The sequence below is a fragment of the Nonomuraea phyllanthi genome, from assembly GCF_006334985.2.
In the GTDB taxonomy this organism is placed as follows: Bacteria; Actinomycetota; Actinomycetes; order Streptosporangiales; family Streptosporangiaceae; genus Nonomuraea; species Nonomuraea phyllanthi.
The window spans coordinates 611,949-633,497 of sequence record NZ_VDLX02000004.1; the positions used below are offsets into that span (position 1 = coordinate 611,949).

A 21,549-nucleotide genomic window follows, 5' to 3' on the forward strand; every position below is an offset into this window, starting at 1 on the left:
GTGGAGTCGAGCCGAGACGCTTCCTTCATGGTGCGGCGCTCAGCTACTGGGTTCCTCGGGCCAGGTTTCGGGTTCGGCGACCCAGCCGGCGGTCAGGATGAGGTGGCTTCGGCGGTCAACCGTGAGGAATCCGAAAGGGTGGTTGAAGTGCAGGTCGATGTGCCGGACGCGGTAGGGCGGTGGTGGGGCGATTCCGCCTGCGACGGCACCGAAGACGGTCGTCGCGGCGGCCTCGAAACCGGTGGCTTGAAAGGTGGCGACGGCGTTCTGCCGGGCTTGGGTGACGGCGAGCGGCCGGCTGCTGATGCCGGGGAAGTGCCCGCGGCTCGGGTCGGTCACCGTTGCCAGGCCGAAGACTTCGGGCAGGTCCAGGAGGTCGTGTGTGGAGGTGATGGTGAAACGGGGGACCTTGACGTTCAGTACGTCGTCGGGGGCGCGGTCGCGGAGGTGGCGGACGGTCATTCCGGGTCCCGGGCTGGTCGCAGGCAGGAGGCCGGCCGGGGTGGCGGGGTGGCATCCGGCCAGTACGTCGATGCCGGCGGTGAGGACGTGGCCGGGTTTCATCGATTCGTCACCGAGAACGAGGTGGACGTCGATTCCACCTGAGCCCATGACGCGGAGCAAGGTGAGCGGGCCGGCGGGGGTGTCGGCGACTCTGGCGCGGTCGAGTATGTGCGTTCTGCGGAGTAGGACATGGATCTCGCGTCCCGCCCACGGGCCGGCCTCCAACAGGTCGATGCCGTCGGTGAACGGGCGTAGCCACGTGGTGCGAACGGTCAATGCCATGGCCAGGACAAGGAGCACGCGGTCGGTCAGCTGGATGGGCATGGCGGGGATGAGCCCACCGGTCTGCTCCTTGGCCCAGGTGTCGAGTCGGAGCCGGTCCGCGGCGGGATCCGAGGTCAGCTCGCCGTACATGCCTGCTGGAAGCGTGGTGGTCCAGGCCGGATGCAGCGGCAGGTCCGGCCGGGTCCACAGACCCAGCGCCGATCGGATCGCCGTGGACCTCTCCATGATCGACAGCACGGCTCCGGCCGCCTGGGACGCGGTGGCGGCGTCCATCCCGACCGCCTCCTGCAGTTCCCTGCGGCCTTCTCCCTCGGAGGCCGATGCCAAGTGGGCCAGCAGCGGCCAGGCGCCCGCACCGGCCATCACGACCGATCCCCCCGACCAGGTCTTCACCCATCGGGCGGTCAGCGCATTCACCGCTGTTACCGCGTCGCGCTGGTACTGCCAGTTCATGCGGGTGACCGTACAAGAGTCGAAGCCTTGGGCGAGGAGATTTCTGGCCTGGGGGTGCGCCAGGGTGGTGCCAGCGCGCTGTGGATCGTAAGCCGCTGAGGGGAGTCTGAACCATATGTTCCCTATCATGGTCGTACGCCTGCGTACGGGCGCTCTCGGCTGCCTTTCGAGGTCGGCTAAGCAACGACCCGCGGTAGTAAAACCTCAGGTCGGGGGCTGAAATGTCTATGTAGGTGAGTGCCCCGGCAGCAGACAAGGGCTGCAGCGAGGGCGACGAAGGATGCGAAGTGGTCGCCCGGCGTTCGTAGCGCCGGTGTAAGCGGCGGCAGCCAGCCAGCCACGAGACCGTCCTTTCCACGGCTCAGCGGTGCCCTCCCAGGCGCTGGCTGGATTCGATCCCGCGGCGGGCGATGCGCGGGACGATGCCCCGGCCGCGCAGGAAGGACCGCAGGTGGGGATAGTCTTAGCCCTTGTCGCCGTGGAGCTTGACCGGTCGGCGGCGTCGTGGCCCGCGGCGGGAGCGAATGGGCGGGAGGCTGCGCACCAGCGGTTCCAGCGCCAGGCTGTCGTGGAGGTTGGCGGCGCTGATCGCGACAGCGATGGGCAGACCGGTCCGTTCGGTGATAGGCCGCCTGATCACAGATGAGGACATCGCGTTCATCATCCAGACGGCCAAAACGCGTCCGGGCCGGTTGGGGCGTCCGTTCACGGACTGGAGCGTGCGCAAGCTCGCCGATCACCTGGCCCGCCACATCCGCGAGCGGAGGATCGTCATCGGGCGCGAGCACCTGCGCCGGTTGCTGAACCGGCACGGCGTCACCTTCCAGCGCACCCGTACCTGGAAGACCTCCACCGATCCGGACTTCGAGGCCAAGCTGGACCGGATCGAGGAGGTCAACGGCCGCTTCCCGAACCGGTGCTTCGCCTTAGACCAGTTCGGGCCGTTATCGATCCGACCCGTCCAGGGCACTGGCTGGGCCGAGCGCGGCAAACCGGGCCGGCTGCCGGCGACCTATACACGCACTCACGGCGTGCGTTACTTCCACGGCTGCTACGCACTCGGCGATGACACCTTGTGGGGCGTCACCCGGCGCGGCAAGAGCGGCGCCAACACCCTGGCAGCCTTGAAATGGATCCGTGCCGCCCGCCCGGACGGCGCCCCGACCTATGCCTCCTGGGCCAACCCGATCGAGCCGCAGTTCGGGCCGCTGCGCACCTTTGTGATCGCCGGCTCCGACCATCCCAACCACACCGTCTTGGCCCGCGAGCTGCAGGATTACCTGCGCTGGCGTAACGCCAACGCCCGCCACCCCGACGTGCTGGCCGCACAGCGTCGTGAACGTGCCCGCATCCGCAGTGAACGCCAGCAGCGTTGGGGCCGACCCCGCCCAAGAGCCGCGTGATCAAACCCGGTCAACGTTCGTGGTCATCACACTAGCGCTCACTGTCCATCACAAACCGTCACCCTTTCACAGCTTTGATCCAGATCCCTCAGAGACATCGTCATAGCCAGCCACGTGACGGTGTCGTCAAGGATGAGGGTGCAGATGTCAGGCTGGTCGGTATCGCAGGTCCACGGCCTGTGCGGGGTCCCCGTCGTGAATCCGGGCCCACCGGACCGGCTCGATACCGGGGCAGTCGAACAGCCGAACTCCGGCGCCGAGCATGACCGGCGCCAGATGCACACGGAACTCGTCGATCAGACCGCGCTCGACACATTGCCGGGCGATGTCTTGGCTGTGTATCTCCAGATCCTTGCCCTTCGCCGCGGCCAGCCCGATCGCGACCGCCTCGGCCACATCGCAGGTGAGGAACGTGACGCCGGGGTCCGGGATCGCGTCCTCAGGATGGTGGGTCAGCACAAACACCGGGCCACTCCACGCGCCGCCGTACGGCTGCTTACTCGCCTGGCCGGGATGCCGCTCAGCGAGCGCGTCGTAGCCATGACGACCCCCCAGGACGGCACCCAGGGTCGCGATCGACTCATGATGGGTGTCGGGGCCGACCCTCACCCCGGACATCCAGTCCATCGAGTGTCCAGGACCAGCCGCGAACCCGTCCAGCGACATCATCAAATGCCAGCGCACCTTGCCCATGGGATGCTCCGTTCGTCTCGGTGTGCTGGTGTTGACCACCCGGCAGGCCAAAACTCATCGGTGAGCGACCGAATTAGCGCCACAGACGGTCGACGGCGGTGCCAAGGTAGTGGTCGATCCAGCGTGTCGCAGACCCGGCGAACGTATGTGGTCACCGCATTAGGGGTACCAGGGACGCAGGCGGCACGATCCGCACCCGTTCAAGCGGCACCGGCTCCGGCCGCCGCTGTCGCGTCATCAGCGATTGGTCAACCGTGCTCACGCCCGCATCCGCGCCCGCGGCGAACGCGCCGTTGCCACCTTGAAGACCTGGAAGGTTCTGACCCAGCTGCGCTGCTGTCCGCACCGCACCACCCCGATCGTGCAGGCCATCCTCGTCCTGCAGCTCATCGAAGAGGGCCGCTACTCAGGATGAAAAGCGTTCACTGTACGGTCCGGTTGAATCGCGTAACGGAATCGCACGAAAGGCTTCCCGTCAGGCGAACTTTCTCTGGTATGAACTTCATCGATGCAGACGACTGCCCAATAGCCGTTGCGGTTCCGTAGAATGGCGGCGTCCCCCACGCAGATTGTTCGTACCCGCGAAGAAGCGTCATACATGCTAGCGTCCTCCACCTCCGACGGTGTGCGGACATTCATCGCTAAAGCAACGGTGACGATATTGTCTGGGTCGTTGTAGACGTAGATGCTCCCTGGGCCTGAATTCGAAGTCTTGAGCGTGAAAACCATGTCGCCCGAGCCGAGGGTGTATTTGCCGTCGTTATTTGAGTAGTCAAACACTGCGGCTCCGGAAAGGCTGGGGCTGGCGTATCGCGCAGCTTCATGCCGAAGTATCGACGGAACCTCCTCCGCAGGTACCGCTGCAAACGGGCTCAGGCCGAGAGGAGGGCGCGGCAGGATCTTCCGTCCGTACAAATTGTGAATCAGCTCAGCGTATTGAGTCTCATAGTCGTCATCGTCGCGGAAATCCAGGTAGATGGGAGCACCTAGAAAGCGCGGTAGCACTGAAGTCGGGTTATTCCGCAAGAGTGTTATTATGCGATCGCTGGTCAGATCCTTCATGATATCTACCGTAAGGAGGCGGCGCTCGTAGCCGACACCGCCCTTGGCGGCGTCCGCCTTTTCGGAGTACTGGGAAGTTGCGACTACAAGCACCCGGCTGCTGGAGCTAACCGCCTGCTCCATGAAGAGAGGAAGATCAGCGCCCAGGTAGGCATCCCAACGATCGAGCACGACATCTATCCCGTTGCCTACCAGCCGAGTTGCGAGCTGAAGTACCCACGCCATGTGGTCGTCGTTATCCCATGAATAGGAGATGAACACACGTGGAGGCGGGAAGCTGACGTCCGATGCGGCCATGACCATATGTTGCCACACCAACGGCAGTAAGGCGTACGCTACCGCGGCTCAGGCTGCGTTCCCGCAACTTCCGGGACGTCATGGCTGATCGGGTCAAGGGGTAGTGCACCGGCCACCATGCCGTTGGTCCTCGAGGGCGTGTGGAAGGTCTTGGGCCCAGTCGATGGCACAATCTTAGATATCAAGTAGGTCGGCGATCCACTTTCGATCGAATTCAAGCACGCATACTCCTGTTATAAAGTGGCATATTTGCTCGGGCTGGTCACTTGAGTAGCGGTGTGTCTAAGCTGACGTATGAATCGACGGCGCGCAGTTGTTCGTTGGCCACCCAGCAGGCCAGCACCTGCTCGCCATCGCTTCCGGCGGCCAGGAAGACCCCCACATCGCGTTCGCCCGCGTCTCGGGTATCTCTTCCCAGTTGCGCAGCAGCGTGCGTCGCATGCCGTACTCCGGATCCCCGGCTCGGCCGCGACGGCCGTAGCAGGCGCGGCGGCGGAGCAGATCGATGACCTTGTTGGCGGCCTGGATCGCATGGAAGTGGTCGACGGCCAGATGGGGGTGCGGCAGCGCGGTGCGCACCGCCCTGGCTTCGGAGGTGCTCATGTCGATGGCCACCACGGCGATCTGGTCGCGCCAGGCGGTCGGCTGCGCGGCCGGCCAGGCCTCGTTGCGCATCCTCATCTGCCGCAATGGGCGCGTCTGTCAGCCTGGCGTTGGATCGGGTGTCAAGTCGAGATCGACGACAACAGGGGCGTGATCACTGCCCGCGGCGATGCCCTCATCGTAGAGATGCTGGATCCGCCGTACCGTCCAGTGGCTGCTGATCCAGACGGAGTCGAAGCGCCGCGCGGTTCCGGGCGAGTCTTTTCTGCGCCCAGTGCGGTGGGTGACCGCGAGCGGGCCCTGTTGGCGGGCAACCTGAAGTGCAGCGACATCCTCCGGATGGCCGTCCAGCCAACGTCGCAGTGCATCGTCAAGGGGGTGCACTTTGTCCGGCCCGAACAGGTGATCGTCCCCGGGTTCCCCGTGCAGGTGCCGGTCCCCGGTATGCCAGTGCGTCCGTGTATCGCGCGGCCGCCGCCAGGTGGTCGGCCGGTCCCAGGCTGCCGGCCAATCGTTGCTACTCGGCGCTTGCCAGAAGCTTTTTCAAGAACGTCGGCTTCTCGACTCGGCGTTCTCCTGCTCCAGTTCCCGGATCCGGGCCCGCTCCGGTCCGGAGACCGGCTGCTCCTCCGGGCCATGCACGACCCGTTACCGGGTCACCCAGCCCCCAGGGTGCTGGCGCTGATCCCGGACTCTCGAGTCACCGCCGCGACCGTGTGATCGCCCTCCAGGACCATGGGAATGGCTTCATCCTTGAACTCGGGCGAGAACTGCCTGCGACACCTCGTCACGTACCTACCTCTTCCAGACTTCTGTCAGCTTATGTAGTCGACTGTCCGGAGACTGCTGGGCACCTCACCTACTCGTCGCGATCATCAACTATGGTCATTTCGCCATCTGGTTCAACTCCTGCGGCCGCCCGCTGGTTCAACCGCCGACGGGGCTGGGCACGCCCTTCATGGTTCGCAGTTCGCCGAGAAGGTCGCGGATGATCGCCGATCCGGTCAGCTCCGGCGTGGTCACATATCCCACGCGGCGCTGCGGCGCACCGTCGCCGAGCCCTGCCGTCGCGACCTTGGCAGGCGCACCGACCGTGGACAGCCTGGGCACGATCGCCGCACCGAGTCCGTGCCCCACCATCGACATCACCACCCCGTCGTCCTCGACGGTGATGTCGCCGGGTGGGATCCACTCCTGCCGTGCCAGCCAGCGCCGGGTCTCGCTCGCGCAGTTCTCATGCCAATCGATCATGGGCAGCGACCGCGGATCCGGATGCCCCTCCGGAAAAGCCAGCAGGTACGGCTCCGCGTACAGCTCCTTCGTCACCAGCCCGTCCACGTACACCGGCAGTGAGACCACTCCGACGTCGGCGCGCCCGTCCGCCACCTCTCCCGCGATCCCCCGTCCCAGGTCAGGCACGATGCGTACGGTCACCGTCATCTTCGGGTACCGCTGCCCGAACCGCACCAGCACCCTGGGCAGCAGGTGGAAGGCGGCACTGCGAAAGGCCGCCACCCGGATCGCTCCGGTGACCTCGCCCCGCGCGGCGGCATGGGTGTCGACCTTCATGACCTCGATCTGCCTCAGGATGCGCCGGGCGTGCCCGACCGCGGCATGTCCGGCGGGCGTGGACGTGGCGCCACCTCGTCCGCGTCGGAAGAGCACCGCGCCCATCTTCTTCTCCGCCGCGCGCAGGGCGTGTGAGACCGCCGACTGCGTCAGCCCCAGCCGTACCCCTGCCGCCGATACGCTGCCCTCGCCGTCCAGCGCCACCAGCACGCGCAGCTCGGCCACGCTCAAGTCATCCACACGAGCGGCAACGTATGAAAGATCTTCATACATTCCGCCTCATCCACAAACGGCACCTGCTACCTGCGCAATCGTGTGGCTCCTAGCGTTGTCGGCATGAGAGCAATGGTTGCAGAACGCCTGGGCGAACCCGATGTCCTGACCCCCGCTGACCTTCCCGACCCGACGCCGGGCCCCGGTGAAACCCTTCTGGAGGTCGAGGCCGCCGGTCTCAACTTCGCCGACGCCGAACGCCTGCGCGGCGCCTACTTGCCGCCGCAGCTGCCGTTCGTCCCCGGGGGAGAGGTCGTCGGCCGAGGCCCGGACGGACGTCGCGTGCTCGCTTTCACCAGCAGTGGCTTCGCCACCAAGGCGCTGGTCAAGGACCCGGTCGAGATCCCCGAGGACCTGCCTGCGGGCGCCGCGCTCGCCCTGCTGGTTCAGGGTTTGACCGCCTGGCATCTGGTGCGTACTGCGGCGCGGATCGTCCCCGGTGAAACCGTTGTCGTCAACGCGGCAGCCGGAGGCGTCGGTCACCTGGCGATCCAGCTGGCCAGGGAATTCGGCGCCGGACGTGTGATCGGCGCCGCCTCCACCCCCGACAAGCGTGCCCTGGTCCTCCAGCTCGGCGCGGACGCCGCCATTGCCGGCGAGGCCGACGGCTACGCCGAGCGCATCCGCGAAGCCAACGGCGGCGCCCTAGCGAACGTGATCCTCGACGCCGTCGGCGGCCCGGTCTTCGCGGCAGCCCCTCATGCGCTGGCCCCCTTCGGCCGCCTGATCACCTACGGCACCTCCGGCGGGATCGACCCTGCTCCCCTTGACCCCGGGGTTCTCAGCGAGCGCAACATCGCCGTCGGCGGTTACTGGCTGGGTGCCCATCTCCGTCTGCCCGGCAGCCGTGCCGCCGCGCCGCTCCACGATCTGCTCGCCCTGGCCGCCTCGGGCCACATCCGGCCTCTGGTGGGCGCCGAATACCCTCTCGACCAGGCGGCTACCGCCCTCACCGCCCTGGTCACCCGCCGCACTACCGGCAAGGTCATCCTCCGGGTGAGGTGAAGCCTCTTCCCCGCCTAGCCGGGATTCAGAACCTCGTCGTCGGCGTGCGTGCCGAACTCGGCGACGCGCACCTCCGCGATGTGCTCGTACCTGCTGATCCGGTCGGTCCACTCCGTGTCGACGCCGAACGCCACCTGTGCGAAGCCCACCTGCCTGACGGCCTCGGCCAGGCCCGGATCGCCGGGTGCCGGCAGCCGCACCGGCGCGTCGAGCGCCACGGTGTGCGGCGGCACGAAGTACTCGTCCGGCAACACGGTACGCGCATGGACGAGCGCGCCGACAGCGACAACCGAGCCGGCCCCCAGCCGTGCGCACTGCAGGACCGTCGCGGCGGTCGCCACATAGCTGCACCTGCCAACCTCGCAGCCCAGCAGCGTGGCGTGCGGCCCCACGAAGACGTGGTCGCCGACGAGCACCGGCTGATCGCCAGCGACCGCGGATCCGCGCAACACTACGTTCTCGCAGATCACCGCCGCCTCTCCGATCTCGATCCGAGACCCCTCGGCTCGAGCATCGCACCGTACATCACGCGCGCCCTCGGCCCCACGCGGACATCGCCAACGAGCGTGGCCGTGGGGGCGACTTCGGTCCGCTTGGCGAGGCGTACGGTGTGCACGCCGCCGCCGAGGCCGGTCACCCAGTGCGTGGTCCTGCCGGGCGTCCGCAGCGTGATCGGGGCGGCGCCGTCGATCTGGACGCCGTAGTCGCTGGCGGCGTCGTTCAGCGCGATCCCGACCCCGGTGCCCTGGAAGCGGCCCTCGAAGGTGATGCCCGGCCAGGTGTAGCGCACGCTGTCGCTCAGGTCCTCGACCCGGCCGGCGGTGCGGGCGCTGGTCAGGGTGTCGCCGGACGGGTCGGCGCACGTGACGCCCGCGACGGCCCCGTCCCCGGTGCCGGTGCCGGTGAGACCGAACGCGGTGGACCTGCCGGGCCCGACGGCGCTGTTGTGGTGGGTGCCGGTGACGGTCACCGTTCCCGTGTTGCCGGTGGCGATGCCGTCTCACAGGGCGCTGATCCGTGCCCCAGCGGGCAGGGCCAGCGTGACGTGCCGGTCGTCGAGCGGGGTGCTGCCGGTGTTGGTCACGACGACCTCGCCGCGGAAGGCGCCGTCGCGAGCGGCGATCGTCCGGTACGCGGCGGCGCACGCGTCGCCGGGGCCGACCGCCCGGCCGGTGAGGGCGAGATCCTTCCGGCGCACAGGCCGCGTTCGCGCAGGTCGGCGGCGATCTGCGGGATGGCCTGTACGGTGTTCGCTGGCCGGTCGTGCATGAGGATCACGTCGCCCGGACCGCAGCTGTCTGGCCTTCTCCGCGATCTGGTCGGCGGTGGCGTTGTTCCAGTCCTGGGATTCCACGTCGGCGTTGATCTCGGTGAGGCCGTGCCGGCGCTCCGCCGCGCGCAGCCCGTCGTCGGTCTCCAGGTAGGGCGGGCGGAACAGGCGGGGCGTGGCGCCGGTGACCCGCGCGATGACGTCGTGAGTCCGGGAGATCTGCGCGTCCTGCTGCTCGGCGGTGAGCTGCGTCATGTGGGGGTGGTCTCTTTGAGGCCCTCCTGGAGGGAGCCCTCCAGGAGGACCAGATCAACGACAGTGCCGAGGCGTACTCCAGCGGCACGGCCCCCAGGGGAAGGGACGAGCGGCGGAACGGCCCGAATACCGCACCGCCCGAATTGTTCGGGGGGAATGTGCGGAAAATGCCCAGATGGTTCTCGGGGCGGTTATGGGCGGCACTTATAGCCCGGCGTCGATTGAGAAATAGCGAAAAGCCGTCACTAATCTTGTCAAGGCTCCATGGTGCGCAGAAAGTGAGGGGTGACCAGGAGGAACCACGACCGATGGAGGAACGGTGGACCGACCCGTCAGCGGGCTCCGGCGCGTCCGGCCGACGATCCGGCGCGCGTTATCCGTGGCTCTGGGAATTGTCATCATGGCATTTGTCGCCGCGCCGTCGGCCGCTGCGCCGGCGTTGCCCACGCCGAAGGATTTCGTGTCGTACCTCGACCTCGAGTGCTTCAAGACCGACCCGTACCAGCCGCCGGCCGTCGGGCTGACGCTGCGGCACCTCAACCCGGTGCTCGAGGGTCTGCCGATCGAGCAGGTCACCCTGGGCGCGCGTGAGCAGTTGTGCGTACCGGTCGCCAAGAACAACGTCATCCCGCCGCCCGGGGTGCTGGACTTCGTCAGGTTCGTCGACCTGGCCTGCTATCGGGTCGTCACCCCGGCGCCCGGCAAGGCGCTGGTGCTCAGCCATCTCAACCCGGTGCTGCAGGACCTGCCCCGTACGGAGGTTGTGCTGGGCAGGGCGGAGCAGTTGTGCGTGCCGGTGGCGAAGAACGGCGTCGCGCCGCCCGCGGAGGTCATGCGGCTGGTGCAGCACATCGACCTGCTGTGCTACGGAGTCACCCCGAACACGCCGATGAACCGGGCGCTCAACCTCAGGCAGCTGAACCCGGTGCTGACCGACCAGATTCCCGCAGCGACGGTGCGGGTGACCTACGCCCGTCAGCTGTGCGTGCCGATGCAGAAGGGTGGAGACGTCATTCCGCCGGAGGTGCTGCAGGTGGTGCGCTGGGTGGATCTGGAGAAGTTCGACACGGTCGCTCCGGCGATCGCGCCGGTGACGTTGAGCCTGCGGCACCTGAACCCGGTGCTGGGGTCGTTGCCGCCGGAGCGGGCGACGCTCACCGGTGCCGTGCAGCTGGGTGTGCCAGTGGCGAAGAACGGCCAGGTGCCGCCGGGGTGACGTGCTGCCGGTGGGGTAGGTCCCGGCCGGGCGTTCAGCGGGGTCCGGCCGGGCATGCGGGGCCGGTCAGCCGGCCCCGCCGATCGAGCGATCATTCATCGTGCTGCGGGCAATCGGCAAGCCTCAACTCGCCGGCCTCTGCAAGAGCGCGCCGTCCGGATGAGCCCGGAACGGAACGTCACGCCAAGCCGCGTGGGCGCCGCTCGCTAGGAATGTTCTGAAGATCTTGGCGGGTGAGTCGGCATCAGCTGGCTCACCCTCCTGTTAGGGCGTGGTCGGAGCGAAGGTCCAGAAGCCGCTGGTGTGGGTGAGTCCGAGGTTGACCAGGCGGCGGAGGTTGAGGGCGGCGGTGCGGTGGTGGAGCCAGCGGTTGTGTCAACGGCGGTGCCGCGGTAGCGCAGGCGGCGGTTGCCTCGGGGGACCAGCCAGGCCACGACGCGTTCGACCATGGGCCGCCAGCGGCGCTAGTACTCCAGTGACACTTCGCGATCATGGTTCGGATCTGCGCTGGTAGTGGCAGTGTCGGGCTCTGGCTTGGTGTCGGCGGCGCCAGTCTGACCAGCGCAGAACGTTCGTGGTGGAGTGGTGCCGGGTCAGGACGAGTGCAACCAGGAGCCGGCGGATCTCGGGCAGGGTCAGCGAGATGCGGTCATCGGCGGTGCTGGGCGGCTGGGCGGCGGCGATGGCTGCCAGCAGGGCCAGGGCGAGCATGGCCAAGGTGATATGCCGGTGCCAGGGCCTCCAGCCGCGCACCTGGTAGTGGTCCAGGCCGACCTGGCCTTTGGCGGCTTGGAAGGACTCCTCCACCGCCCAGCGAATACCGGCGGTCTTGACCAGAGCCATGAGCGGCTGCCGGTCGGGCGCGTAGCAGCGGTAGAAGGCCAGCTCGCCGGTGGTCAGGTTGCGCCGGATCAGCAGCCACCGATAGCCATCGCAGGCGCCTTCGTCGATGCGGGCCCAGGCCCAGGCATACCAGCGCGGGCCCTTGGCTCCCTGACCGGCGCGATAGCGGTGCCAGTGCCGATCATTGACCCGCGCCGCGACCTCAGCCGCGCTCAGGACAACGCCCTGCAGATCGACACGCCGGTTGCCGGCGATGGCCAGCACGTAGCCCATCCGGCGTGCTTCCAGGGCGGCACGCAGGCGCGGGTCCTGTCCGTAGACCTCATCGCCCGTCGTCCAGGCCGCTCGCACGCCGGCCTCCAGCGCGGCCAGCACCATGGCGGTGGCCAGGGCTGGCTTGGTGGCGAAGGCTGCCTCGTCCGGGACGCCGGCCGCCTGGCAACGGTCGCGGTCGGCCAGCCAGGTGTGTTCGGGAAGGTCACCGCCCTGACCAAGCCCCAGCAGGACCTGCTCGCCAAGCTTGCCGTCCCCGCCCCCAAGCAGGTCATCGACCTGAAACCTGCAGCACGCTGACCAGCACGAACACCACCGCCTAGAGAAACGCCCTCCAGGTGGCCACACCCATGTCAGCCCAATTCAGAGCCCGTATTCGGACCTCCATGCCGCTGAATTACGCGGAACGCGGGCTGGGCGGAGGTTGATCTCATGTGGGGCACCGTTGACCGGCGACGCCGTCAGTGATCACGGAGACCGGTTCGGCTGTGACCGGAAGGATCTTTACTTTCAGTCGCGGCCCATGTGATGATCAACCCGTTTTGCTCACATTTGTTCGAAAGGCATGAGTGAACACACCACGATCAGCGTCCGGCTTATCGGCTCGGACGCGGCGCCACGCTGCCCTGATCGCCGCTCTGACGCTGCCGTTCTCACTGATGAGCGCGCCCGCGATCGCCCAGGGCCCCACGCCATCCCCCACCCCCGCGACGTCGCCGCCGAGCGCCTTGACCACGCCTGCCAATGAGGCGCTGGCGCAGGCTAAGAAGAACAACAAGCGCGTCGAGATCGAGTCGATGCGCTCGGAGAGCGCCACCTTTTACGCCAATCCGGATGGCAAAACCGTCCACATGGAGATGCACACCCAGCCGATCCGCGTCAAGGACGCCGACGGCGAAGGTTTTCAGCCGATCGACACCACGCTTGTCGAGGCGGATGGCGTCATCAAGCCGATGGCCGCACACGGCGGCCTGGTCCTGTCCGCGGGCCGGGACAAGACCCTCCTCAAGAGCCAGGCGGCCGATGCCGTCGCGAAGATCAGCTGGCCGTCTACACTGCTCGAGCCCCGGCTGAAGGGTGACACCGCAACCTACCCGGGTGCCTACGGCAAAGGCCGCGACCTGGTGGTGACGCGACCGCGACCGGCTTTCAGCAGCAGGTCATCATCGCCGAGCGGCCCACAGGACCGGTCTCCTTCCGGATGCCTGTAGACCTGCCCGAAGGGCTGTCCTTCGCGAAGAACGCCGCCGGCCGGCCCACTATCGTGGGGAAGGATGGCAAGACGCTCACTGAGGTGCGGCCGACCCTGCTACAGGACGCCACAGCCGCTGACGCGACAGCCCCGATCGATGCGGGCAAGGTGGGCAAGGCTGCCGTCACGCTCGCCGGGGATGGTGAGGTCCTGGTGTTCACGCCCGACCCCGCTTTCCTCGCCGACCCCATGGTCACCTACCCGGTGACCATGGCCGCCGCCGTGAACGACTGGTGGGAGACCGACACCAGCGAGTATCACCTCGGCGGCCAGGACACCTTCGTCAACGACTACGAGTACCAGGACAGCTGGGACAACTTCCGCCTCGACCGAGTCCTGGTCGGCAAGTCCAACGGCGGAGACGTGCGCTGGCGGACCTACCTCCGGTTCCCCGACGTGCCGGATGAGTTCGCGGGCGCCAAGGTGGAGAACGCCGACCTGATCCTGTGGAACTATTACTCCAACGCGTGCGGGGAGCACGTGGGCTCCGGCATCACGGCGCGTCAGATCACCTCCGACTGGGAGGAGGCGTCGCTGACCTGGAACACCCAGCCGTCCGTCACCAGCGTGGGCGCGGACACGGAGTACGGCGCCTACAGCGACTACGACTGCACCGGTTCGATGGCTTACGCCTGGGATCTGATCCACTCGGTCGACGACATCGTGCAGGCATGGGTCGACGGCGCTCCCAACTATGGCATCCAGCTCGCTGCCGGCAGCGAATCGGACATCACCAACTGGCGGCGCTACCGGACGGACGAGGCCGGCGGTTGCACCACGGCCCCGCGGGAAGAGTGCAAGGGCACGTTGCACCCGCCCATCCTCACGGTGGACTTCGAGATGGAAGGCCCCCTGGAGGAAGTCGTCATGCTGACCGGCACGCAGTTGACGAATCTTCCCGAGTACGAGGACGCCATCGCCATGTCGATGTATCAGCCGCTCGGCGGCGATGAGGACGTCACGATAAGCAAGGAAGTGGCCGCCCGCGTCGCCGGGCAACGTGACGGTCAAGAGTACCAGGTCGGCACGGACCAACTCGACTTTGACGAGAGTGGCATCGGAGGCACCGGCGACGGTGAGGACAACGGCGCTCCGCGAGTGATCGCGGTCGAGCCGGCGGACAGTGCCGTCGACGTCCCTCGGGACACCTTGGTGAAGGCCACCTTCTCGGAGCCGGTCGGTGAGGCTCAGATGGTCGTCAAGGACGCCGCGGGCGCCCCGGCGGTGGGGACACTGACGTACGACAGCACTGAAACGGTACTGACCTTCGACCCGGACCAGCCCTTGAAGGCGGGAGCCACCTACACGGTCGAGCTGTCGGGTGCGATGGACTCGTGGGAGAACACCATGGTGCCGTACACCTGGTCCTTCACCACGCTCAAGCAGTCGGCGGCGCAGTGGACGTTCGACGAGGGAGACGGTCGCACGGCTGCCGACTCCTCCGGGAACGAGCACCACGCGAGCCTGAACGACACCGCGGCGTGGATTGCCGGCAAGAGCGGGAACGCGGTCTCGAACGTGCCGTCACAGGCGCGGATCGCCGCTTCCCGGATGGCGGCCGCACAGGGCAAGGCCGTCGAGGTCGCCGACGAGACGACCGCGACCAGCATCACCCACGCCCAGCCTGACGGGAAGAGCTTCAAAATCGAGGTGACCGCCGGTCCGGTACGGGCCAGGCGGGGCAGCGGATGGGCATCTATCGACACCACTCTGATCGAGCAGAGCGGTAAGCTGCGGCCCAAGACGATTGTCGAGGGCGCGCTCGTGGAGCTCTCCGCCGGCGGCACGGACCCGTTCGTGAAGATGGCCGTTGACGGCAGATCGTACGCGTTGCGGTGGCCGACACCACTGCCCAAGCCCACCGTCAAGGGCAGTGTCGCCACCTACACCAACGCCGCCGGCGTGGGAGCCGACCTGGTGATTACGGCGTTGCCGGCTGGATTCAGGCATGAGTTGGTGCTGCGCCAGCGGCCTGCCGAGCAGGTGAAGCTGCGGATCGGCGTCGAAGACGAGGGTCTGACCCCGTCCCAGGGGAAGGGCGGCCGGCTGCTGCTGAAGAGCAAGGACAAGAAGCTGGTCGCCGCAGGGACACGACCGCTCGTGTCGGACGGCGGCGTCCAGAACCGGCCCGGGTCGGTCAAGCACGGTGCGGTCGGCATGGACCTGGTCACCGAGGGCGGCCACACGGAGCTGGTGGTGAAGCCGGATCAGAAGTTCCTGGCCGATGCCGGCACCACCTATCCGGTGCGGGTGGCCGCTGCGGTGATGCTGCCGCTCGCCGCCGACGTGGACGTCAGCACCTACGACACGGACACGCCCGCCTACTTCGACAACGAGTATCTGATGGCCGGCACCATCTCGGACGGCTCGAAGTACCGCACGCATCTGCGGTTCGACACCCTGGGACTGCAGGGCAGCACGGTGACCGCCGCCACGCTCACCGACGGCTGGCAAATTCGCTGGCGGGTCCGCGCGGCCAACGCCGCCGCATCGTCGACCTCGGCGTGGACGGACTGGCAGACGGCCACCGTCGACGTGCCTAACCCGGCCGTGAGCGCTCTCCAGGTCACTCCCTCCCAGGTGATGAACGGCATAACGGTGGCGACGAGCTTGACCCCGGCTCTGCACGTCACGGTCACCGACCCGGCCGCCCAGCCGCTGCGGGCCGAGTTCGAAGTCGAGCACGACCAGACCGCTCCCGAAGGTCAGGGCAGCGGCCAGATCTGGACCGGGGGCGTGGACAACGTCACCTCCGGCAGCCAGGCCACGGCCACCGTTCCCGGCGGAAGGCTGAGCGATGGCTGGAAGGTGCGCTGGCGTGCCCGCGCGGTCAACACCGTCACCACGGTCGGCTCGCCTTGGTCGGAATGGCAGAATCTGACCGTGGACGTGCCGGACCCGCCCTCTGAGCCGGCCGTCGGCGCGTTGCAGGTCAGCCCGTCCCAGCAAGTGGACGGCGCCACCGTCACCTCCACCCGCACTCCGGCCCTGCTGGCCCAGGTGAATGACCCGGCAGGCAAGCCGCTGCGAGCCGAAGCAGAGATCGAGCACGACCCGGCCGCCCCTGAAAGTCAGGGCAGCGGTCAGATCTGGTCCGGAGGAGCCGACAACGTCCCCGTCGGCACTCAGGCGAGCCTGGCGGTCCCGGCGGACGTCCTGGCCGACGGGTGGAAGGTGCGCTGGCGGGCGCGTGCGGTCTCGGCCACCGCCGCCTCGGCCTGGTCGGAATGGCAATCCTTCACCGTTAGCCTGCCCAAGCCCACCGCTACGGGCCTGTCCATCACCCCGTCGAAGGTGGTGGAGGGCGTGACGGTGACCACCAAGCTCACCCCCACGCTGCAGGCGACCCTCACCCACCCGGCAGGCCATGCACTACGCGCCGAAGCCGAGATCGAGCACGACCCGGCCGCTCCCGGAGATCAGGGCAGCGGCCAGATCTGGGCCGGTGCCGTGGATGCCGTCACCTCCGGCACCCAGGCCGACATCGCCGTCCCGGCCGGCAAGCTGGCCGACGGGTGGAAGGTCCGCTGGCGGCTGCGCGCCATCGCCGGTGACTCTTCATCAGCCTGGTCGGACTGGCAAGCGGTCACCGTGGACGTCACCCTGCCCGGAGAGGAGCCCCTCGTCCGGACCGCCGGACCGGTGATTCGCACCGACCAGAGCTTCACCGCCGCCGCCTGGCTGCGCTGGAGTGACAAGGACGGCGACTACACCGTCCTGGAACAGAAGGGCATTCATCAGGCGCCCTTCCGTCTCGGTAACACCCCTGACCACGGGCTGGTGTTCACCCTCACCGGCGCCGACACCGCGGACGCGACAGCCGAGGGCGTCCTGTCCGGCGTCGAACCACCGATCGGCGAGTGGTTCCACCTGGCCGGCGGGTACGACGCGGCAACCAAGACCGTCTCGCTGTACCTCAACGGAGTCTTGGTCAAGTCGGAGCCGCTCACGGTGTCGCCGTGGCATGCCGACTCCGCCATGACCGTGGGCACGCGGATGCGGGGCGACCTCGACGAGGTGGACCTCTATCAGCGGTTGCTCACGGACGAGGAGGTCGCCGCCCTCTTCTCCCGCGCGGACGCCGCAAATGAGAGCTCGCCGGCACAACTCGCACCGCCCGATGCGGCCACGCCGAAGGCCGACGCTGCCGTCTCCAACTTCAGCAGCGACCACATAACGCTGGAGACCTGCTACAAAACGCCTCCGGTCTACGGCAAGCCTGAGATGGCCCGCATCCAGGAGCACCCGTATTCATCCTGCTGGTCGTCCTACTACACCATTGGCGCTTACGCCGACGACGACGACACCACGAAGAAGCTCAAGAAGGGCGGCAAACATCCGGTCATCAAGGCCGCGGCGAAAATCGCCGATGTGGCGGTCGACTCGCTCACCGATGACATGATCTTCTCCTTCCGCGCCACCTGGGTGATGCACAGTTATCTGGGCAACGCCAGCGGCGACGGAGTCGTCGGCGACGACGGCACCACGAAGCCCCAGCACGTCAAGGCCTTCGTGCGCCTCCAGGACTTCGGGATCTTCCAAGACGGAGTGCGGCAGACCAGGTTCGACCGAGGGCTGCAGCAGATGAACATCGGCTTCGACCTGACGGTATCGTCATCGACTTCTTCCCGGTGCGCCGTCGAAGGCGAGAGCGACCACCTGAAGTCGATTTCGAGCTGGGAGTCGACGAGTCACGTCACCGTCATGGTCCGCGGCTATCCCGGTGCGGACAAGAAGAACGCCGTATGCACCATCAAACCGCTCATCACTTCGATCGGAGGTGTCGGCTACATCGGACGTCTGTGGTCGCAGGACGTTCTCGACCGGGAGGGCAAGCGCATCGGTGTCTACCGGAACGGGGATCCGCCCCCGGCGGCCGGCACCGTGTGGGCGCCCAACTTCCGCTGCGACTGGCAGACACTGGGGAAATCCGACAATGTCGATGATGGTGTGCCCGACCACACCGGAAGATGCGTCAACACCCGGGCCAATCGGATCTGGACCATGTCCAAGAAGGCGAACCCGCAGTTCGTCGAGGTCATCAAGCACATCGAGGACGCGATGGATCCAGCCGCGAACATCAAGACCTATCCGCCCCTGCGTCAGGGCGACACCACAGCATCACGGGACCCCGAATATCCGCCGGCCAAGGAAAAGGCTGGCACGCTGCTGTCCAAGGCCGTTCCCGGCAACTGGGAGGCGGCCCCGAACACACCGGCGGGCCAGGCGCTGCACCGGGGCAGCGCGGCCGAGGAAGAAGCCAACCGCGCGATCTTCTCCAAGCATCAGTTCTGGTCGGACTACGGCACGGACGACCAGAAGTTCTGGCGCGCGGCAAGGACCACCAACTACTGCAAGTACTATGAATACGAGGAGAAGTTCAAGGAGAATTACACCGGGGTCTACGACTGCGATGAATATCCCTACGCGTCCACCAAGGAAGGCGCGGCCAAGGACAAGTTGCATTATTCGCTACGAGGCATCGACCTCCATCAGAACCGCAGCCACGGCGGACATCTCCTGAGTTTCTACTCCCAGTATCGCCTCACCCTCGACGAGATCGGCGACAATGCGGATGACAGTCCGTTCTGGATGATGGTCGTGGATTAGCCGAACACAGTCCGCCGCACGCGGTATATTGGCGGGTGGTCGCCGGTCGGCCGGTGACCACCCGCTTTCCTTCCTCGAGGTGCCCGCCGTGCGGCGGAGAATGCGATGGCGACATGACCGGGCCGCTGCCCGCGGAGAATCAATGGAATCTCCTGCAGGAATTCGGGCTGAGCCGCTGGTTCGTCGGAATGTGGGTCGAGGGGGACGACCCCGAGGAATCGGCGCGACGGCTGCGCGTGGACCCCGGCTCGCGCGTGCATTGCGAATTCGCCGAAGCCATGAACGACCACCTGCACTCCATCGACGACCAGGTCGTCTGGATCGGGGCCCACTCACCCGGTTGGACACATGTCCTCTGGCTCAGTGGCTTCCACACGACTGCGCAGGCGAAAGAACTCAGCGCAGGAGGACGACGGCTCCTCACCGTGTTCTACAACGGAGAGTTGGGCGAGCTCGACCACCTGTACTTATATCAGGACGGCGCTCTCGTCAACGAGATCGATCCGCCCTACCGCGAGGGCGGCGCGCCGGTGAGCGTGCCGGAGTACGCGGTGCACGCGGAGGGTCTCGAACTGAGGCTCGAGATGCGAAGCACCGAGGAGCTTCACCTTCTCCTCTGCATGGCCGGACGGATCACCGGCCGCTTCCTCGACCGCGAGTGGTTCTCCTCCACCCGGATCTGCGCCCGCCTCCTGTCAGCGGAAGAAGCTCAGGAGTCGTAAAAGGCCGGAGTGGGTGGGATGGCCCGGCCCTAAACTCCGCTGGTCGACTCATCTGAGATGGCAAGGGCGGGTTCGAGTCGTGCCAGGTTGCTGATGTGCGTGGGTGCCCGCGCCGGCCTGGATGTGGTCGACCGCCATCTGCAACTTCTGCTGAAGGCGATCTTGGCCATAGCGAAGATCGCCGCCGACGAGCTCGGGATCACGGTCGGCATCATCCTATCGAGACCGGCTCCGTCGCGATCCTTGTGGCGTTCCTGCACGGGGTCGGTTGCTTACATTCTCCTCGCTGAGTTTAGTGCCGTAGCTTTCAGGTCTCCGTAGCGGGCTTGATTGCAGGGCAGCTAATCGCCTCTGATGCTAACCGGTATAGTGCCCTGCGGAAAGGGCTGACCGTTGATCTCAAATAAGGTCGGTCTACCATTTAGATTCTAATTCTCGATATATCGAGGTATCGAGAGTCGGTTCCGGGGCGTGTCGGTATCGCAGGCGTCGACAGTCGCCGGAAGTGGCCATTCAACTTTAATTTAATCTATGGCATAGTCGTAGAGCTCATCCAAGAGCCCGTGGACGCCTCAAAGCATTCACGCTCGCCACATATTTAGAAGAGGGGAGATGAGAGGCTGCTGGACGCGGCTAGGGAGCTCTTCCGCGTCCTCTATCAACCGGGGATCACGGTAGAAATACGGGCTAAGGAGCCACAAAATGGTAGTCCCGTGATGAGAATCCAGTTCACGCTCAAGACGCTCGTTGCTGAATCCTGGGAGGTAGAGAACTGGCACCGTTACATGCCAAGTTGGGACAGTTGGCGTAGAGGTCGCTTCAAGCTGCAGGCCGCTGGCGAGGTTTAGCGGACATCTTGACCAGCGCATTCGTGGAATGAGTGCACGCCCACAGGCTGCAGACTCATGTGGGTCTAGCGCCTTTGCGTGTAGGCACACGCTGCTTCCACCGGTGGCATATCGAAAGAGATCGCTGAGCTTAAAGGTGAAGAGAAGGTGACGTTGCAGGACATGCGCCGTTGTGCGTTCTCTCGATTTTGCCCACGTCCTTGCCGCAGGCTGTGTCCGGGCGCCATTGGGGTCCCAAGATATGGAGGCTGGCACACCTTCAGGCCAGGAAAGCAGGGTCAAGGAGAAGGGGGAATTGCAAGTGTCCCAGTAGTTCTTATAGGCGTTCCAGCCTCCGCTGGGCTCGACAAAGTGCAAGGCCGCGAGTGCGCCGACATTCGAAAGCTTGATTGTGTCGCCACCCTGGCTCTGGATCACGGCTCGGACAGCAGTTGTCGTGGGGGTGAATAGTCTCGCCAGTTCTCTGGCCAAGGCGTGCGGCACGTTATCTGTGAGCCTGTCGGAGGTGCGCCGAGTCGGCGATGGGAGATTAGCGGGGAAATGTCTGGCGAAGATCTCCCTGCGTTCCGCGTAATTCAGCGGGCTGGAGGCTCGGATTCGGGGTCTGGCCTGGGGTGACATGGGTGTGGGCGCCTGGAGGGCGTTTCTCTAGGCGGTGGCGGAGGTGCTGGTCAGCGGGGTGCGGTCTGAAGGTCGATGATCTTCTTGGGGTGGTCGATACGGAGCTTGGAGAGCAGGTCGATCTGGGATTTGGTCAGGCCGGTGACCTGACGGAATGTCCCGGTGGGGCCGGTGAAGGTGCCCAGGTGGAGGCGGTTGAGTTCGCGGCGGGCGTGCTGCCAGGTCGTTCCTGCCGTGGTCTCAATGATGCGGATGAGCAGGAGGGCGAGCCAGCAGAGGATGACGTGGGCGCGGATGCGTTCTTCGAGCCGGTGATAGACCGGCGCCGCAGGTCGATGATCTGTTTCATGTCGCGCCAGCCCCGCTCAAGCAGCTTTCTACAGTGCACCTATATAGCTGTTAGGGCCTGGAGCTGCGATGATTGGTATCGAAGGTCTGCTGGAGTTGGTGTCGGTTATCCAGCGGCTCAAGGAGCAGAGCGCCCCGCGGGAA

At 66.4% G+C, this 21,549-nt stretch carries 14 protein-coding genes and 6 pseudogenes; 7 read left to right on the forward strand and 13 right to left on the reverse strand.

All coding sequences use genetic code 11. From position 1 onward, the window contains the following. Positions 1-39: 39 nt before the first annotated feature. Positions 40-1,242, reverse strand: a complete 1,203-nt coding sequence (locus tag FH608_RS14265; protein ID WP_193318394.1) for a serpin family protein — start codon at positions 1,240-1,242, stop codon at positions 40-42. A gap of 176 nt (positions 1,243-1,418) precedes the next feature. Then, positions 1,419-1,867, reverse strand: a pseudogene (locus FH608_RS14270) (transposase); the annotation flags it as partial. On the opposite strand from FH608_RS14270, the pseudogene FH608_RS14275 reads away from it, so the two are divergent. Then, positions 1,839-2,645: pseudogene (locus FH608_RS14275) on the forward strand (IS630 family transposase); the annotation flags it as partial. The pseudogenes FH608_RS14270 and FH608_RS14275 overlap by 29 nt on opposite strands. A 147-nt stretch (positions 2,646-2,792) precedes the next feature. Here FH608_RS14275 and FH608_RS14280 read toward each other — a convergent pair. Next, entirely contained in the window at positions 2,793-3,338 is a 546-nt protein-coding gene (locus FH608_RS14280; RefSeq protein WP_139630929.1) for a dihydrofolate reductase family protein, read from the reverse strand. A 163-nt stretch (positions 3,339-3,501) separates the two neighbouring features. Between FH608_RS14280 and FH608_RS14285 the strand changes: the two are divergent. Further along, positions 3,502-3,753: pseudogene (locus tag FH608_RS14285) on the forward strand (transposase family protein); the annotation flags it as partial. Here the strand turns inward: FH608_RS14285 and FH608_RS14290 are convergent. From FH608_RS14290 to FH608_RS14305, 4 genes are all read right to left on the reverse strand, one after another. Further along, positions 3,741-4,697, reverse strand: a complete 957-nt coding sequence (locus FH608_RS14290) for a toll/interleukin-1 receptor domain-containing protein (protein WP_193318395.1) — start codon at positions 4,695-4,697, stop codon at positions 3,741-3,743. The pseudogene FH608_RS14285 and the gene FH608_RS14290 overlap by 13 nt on opposite strands. A gap of 282 nt (positions 4,698-4,979) precedes the next feature. Further along, positions 4,980-5,372, reverse strand: a complete 393-nt coding sequence (locus FH608_RS14295) for a transposase (RefSeq protein ID WP_193318396.1) — start codon at positions 5,370-5,372, stop codon at positions 4,980-4,982. 584 nt (positions 5,373-5,956) lie between these two features. Then, positions 5,957-6,091: a transposase gene (locus tag FH608_RS54360; protein ID WP_139630932.1), complete on the reverse strand. Its 135-nt coding sequence runs from the start codon at positions 6,089-6,091 to the stop codon at positions 5,957-5,959. 136 nt (positions 6,092-6,227) lie between these two features. Then, positions 6,228-7,109 (reverse strand): LysR family transcriptional regulator, encoded by an 882-nt coding sequence (locus FH608_RS14305; protein ID WP_226899493.1) that lies wholly within the window; start codon positions 7,107-7,109, stop codon positions 6,228-6,230. A 96-nt stretch (positions 7,110-7,205) separates the two neighbouring features. On the opposite strand from FH608_RS14305, the gene FH608_RS14310 reads away from it, so the two are divergent. After that, a complete protein-coding gene (locus FH608_RS14310) occupies positions 7,206-8,147 on the forward strand; it encodes a quinone oxidoreductase family protein (RefSeq protein ID WP_139630934.1) in 942 nt (313 codons plus the stop codon). A gap of 14 nt (positions 8,148-8,161) precedes the next feature. Here FH608_RS14310 and FH608_RS14315 read toward each other — a convergent pair whose 3' ends face one another. Genes FH608_RS14315 through FH608_RS14325 form a run of 3 tightly spaced genes read right to left on the reverse strand, consistent with a single transcriptional unit; the run spans position 8,162 to position 9,672 of the window. Beyond that, on the reverse strand, positions 8,162-8,563 hold the full coding sequence (locus tag FH608_RS14315) for a hypothetical protein (protein WP_193318397.1): 402 nt from the start codon (positions 8,561-8,563) through the stop codon (positions 8,162-8,164). A gap of 50 nt (positions 8,564-8,613) precedes the next feature. Beyond that, positions 8,614-9,117, reverse strand: coding sequence for a hypothetical protein (locus tag FH608_RS51445; RefSeq protein WP_193318398.1), 504 nt, complete (start codon positions 9,115-9,117; stop codon positions 8,614-8,616). A 30-nt stretch (positions 9,118-9,147) separates the two neighbouring features. Further along, a complete protein-coding gene (locus FH608_RS14325; RefSeq protein ID WP_139630935.1) occupies positions 9,148-9,672 on the reverse strand; it encodes a polysaccharide deacetylase family protein in 525 nt (174 codons plus the stop codon). A gap of 400 nt (positions 9,673-10,072) precedes the next feature. Here FH608_RS14325 and FH608_RS14330 point away from each other — a divergent pair, with 400 nt between their 5' ends. Beyond that, positions 10,073-10,888: a hypothetical protein gene (locus FH608_RS14330; protein WP_139630936.1), complete on the forward strand. Its 816-nt coding sequence runs from the start codon at positions 10,073-10,075 to the stop codon at positions 10,886-10,888. A 264-nt stretch (positions 10,889-11,152) separates the two neighbouring features. Here FH608_RS14330 and FH608_RS52665 read toward each other — a convergent pair. Together FH608_RS52665 and FH608_RS14340 are read right to left on the reverse strand one after the other, a co-directional pair. Continuing rightward, positions 11,153-11,352, reverse strand: a pseudogene (locus FH608_RS52665) (IS5/IS1182 family transposase); the annotation flags it as partial. Positions 11,353-11,377: 25 nt separating this feature from the next. Beyond that, positions 11,378-12,208: pseudogene (locus tag FH608_RS14340) on the reverse strand (IS701 family transposase); the annotation flags it as partial. 455 nt (positions 12,209-12,663) lie between these two features. Here FH608_RS14340 and FH608_RS14345 point away from each other — a divergent pair. The 3 genes from FH608_RS14345 to FH608_RS14355 all read left to right on the forward strand — a co-directional run bounded on the left by FH608_RS14345 (position 12,664) and on the right by FH608_RS14355 (position 19,588). After that, a complete protein-coding gene (locus FH608_RS14345; protein WP_139630938.1) occupies positions 12,664-13,215 on the forward strand; it encodes a hypothetical protein in 552 nt (183 codons plus the stop codon). Continuing rightward, a complete protein-coding gene (locus FH608_RS14350; RefSeq protein ID WP_139630939.1) occupies positions 13,206-18,866 on the forward strand; it encodes a DNRLRE domain-containing protein in 5,661 nt (1,886 codons plus the stop codon). The genes FH608_RS14345 and FH608_RS14350 overlap by 10 nt, the downstream gene beginning before the upstream one ends. Positions 18,867-18,979: 113 nt before the next feature. Then, positions 18,980-19,588: a hypothetical protein gene (locus FH608_RS14355; protein ID WP_139630940.1), complete on the forward strand. Its 609-nt coding sequence runs from the start codon at positions 18,980-18,982 to the stop codon at positions 19,586-19,588. 1,519 nt (positions 19,589-21,107) lie between these two features. Here the strand turns inward: FH608_RS14355 and FH608_RS54720 are convergent. Beyond that, positions 21,108-21,427 (reverse strand): annotated as a pseudogene (locus FH608_RS54720) (IS1634 family transposase); the annotation flags it as partial. Between the last annotated feature and the right edge of the window lie 122 nt (positions 21,428-21,549).

Coding starts and splice junctions, on each gene's coding strand:
- FH608_RS14265 (WP_193318394.1), bottom strand. CDS start 1,242: ATGAACTGGCAGTACCAGCGCGACGCGGTAACAGCGGTGAATGCGCTG.
- FH608_RS14280 (WP_139630929.1), bottom strand. CDS start 3,338: ATGGGCAAGGTGCGCTGGCATTTGATGATGTCGCTGGACGGGTTCGCG.
- FH608_RS14290 (WP_193318395.1), bottom strand. CDS start 4,697: ATGGCCGCATCGGACGTCAGCTTCCCGCCTCCACGTGTGTTCATCTCC.
- FH608_RS14295 (WP_193318396.1), bottom strand. CDS start 5,372: ATGCGCAACGAGGCCTGGCCGGCCGCGCAGCCGACCGCCTGGCGCGAC.
- FH608_RS14310 (WP_139630934.1), top strand. CDS start 7,206: ATGAGAGCAATGGTTGCAGAACGCCTGGGCGAACCCGATGTCCTGACC.
- FH608_RS14325 (WP_139630935.1), bottom strand. CDS start 9,672: ATGACGCAGCTCACCGCCGAGCAGCAGGACGCGCAGATCTCCCGGACT.
- FH608_RS14330 (WP_139630936.1), top strand. CDS start 10,073: ATGGCATTTGTCGCCGCGCCGTCGGCCGCTGCGCCGGCGTTGCCCACG.
- FH608_RS14345 (WP_139630938.1), top strand. CDS start 12,664: ATGAGCGCGCCCGCGATCGCCCAGGGCCCCACGCCATCCCCCACCCCC.
- FH608_RS14350 (WP_139630939.1), top strand. CDS start 13,206: ATGCCTGTAGACCTGCCCGAAGGGCTGTCCTTCGCGAAGAACGCCGCC.
- FH608_RS14355 (WP_139630940.1), top strand. CDS start 18,980: ATGACCGGGCCGCTGCCCGCGGAGAATCAATGGAATCTCCTGCAGGAA.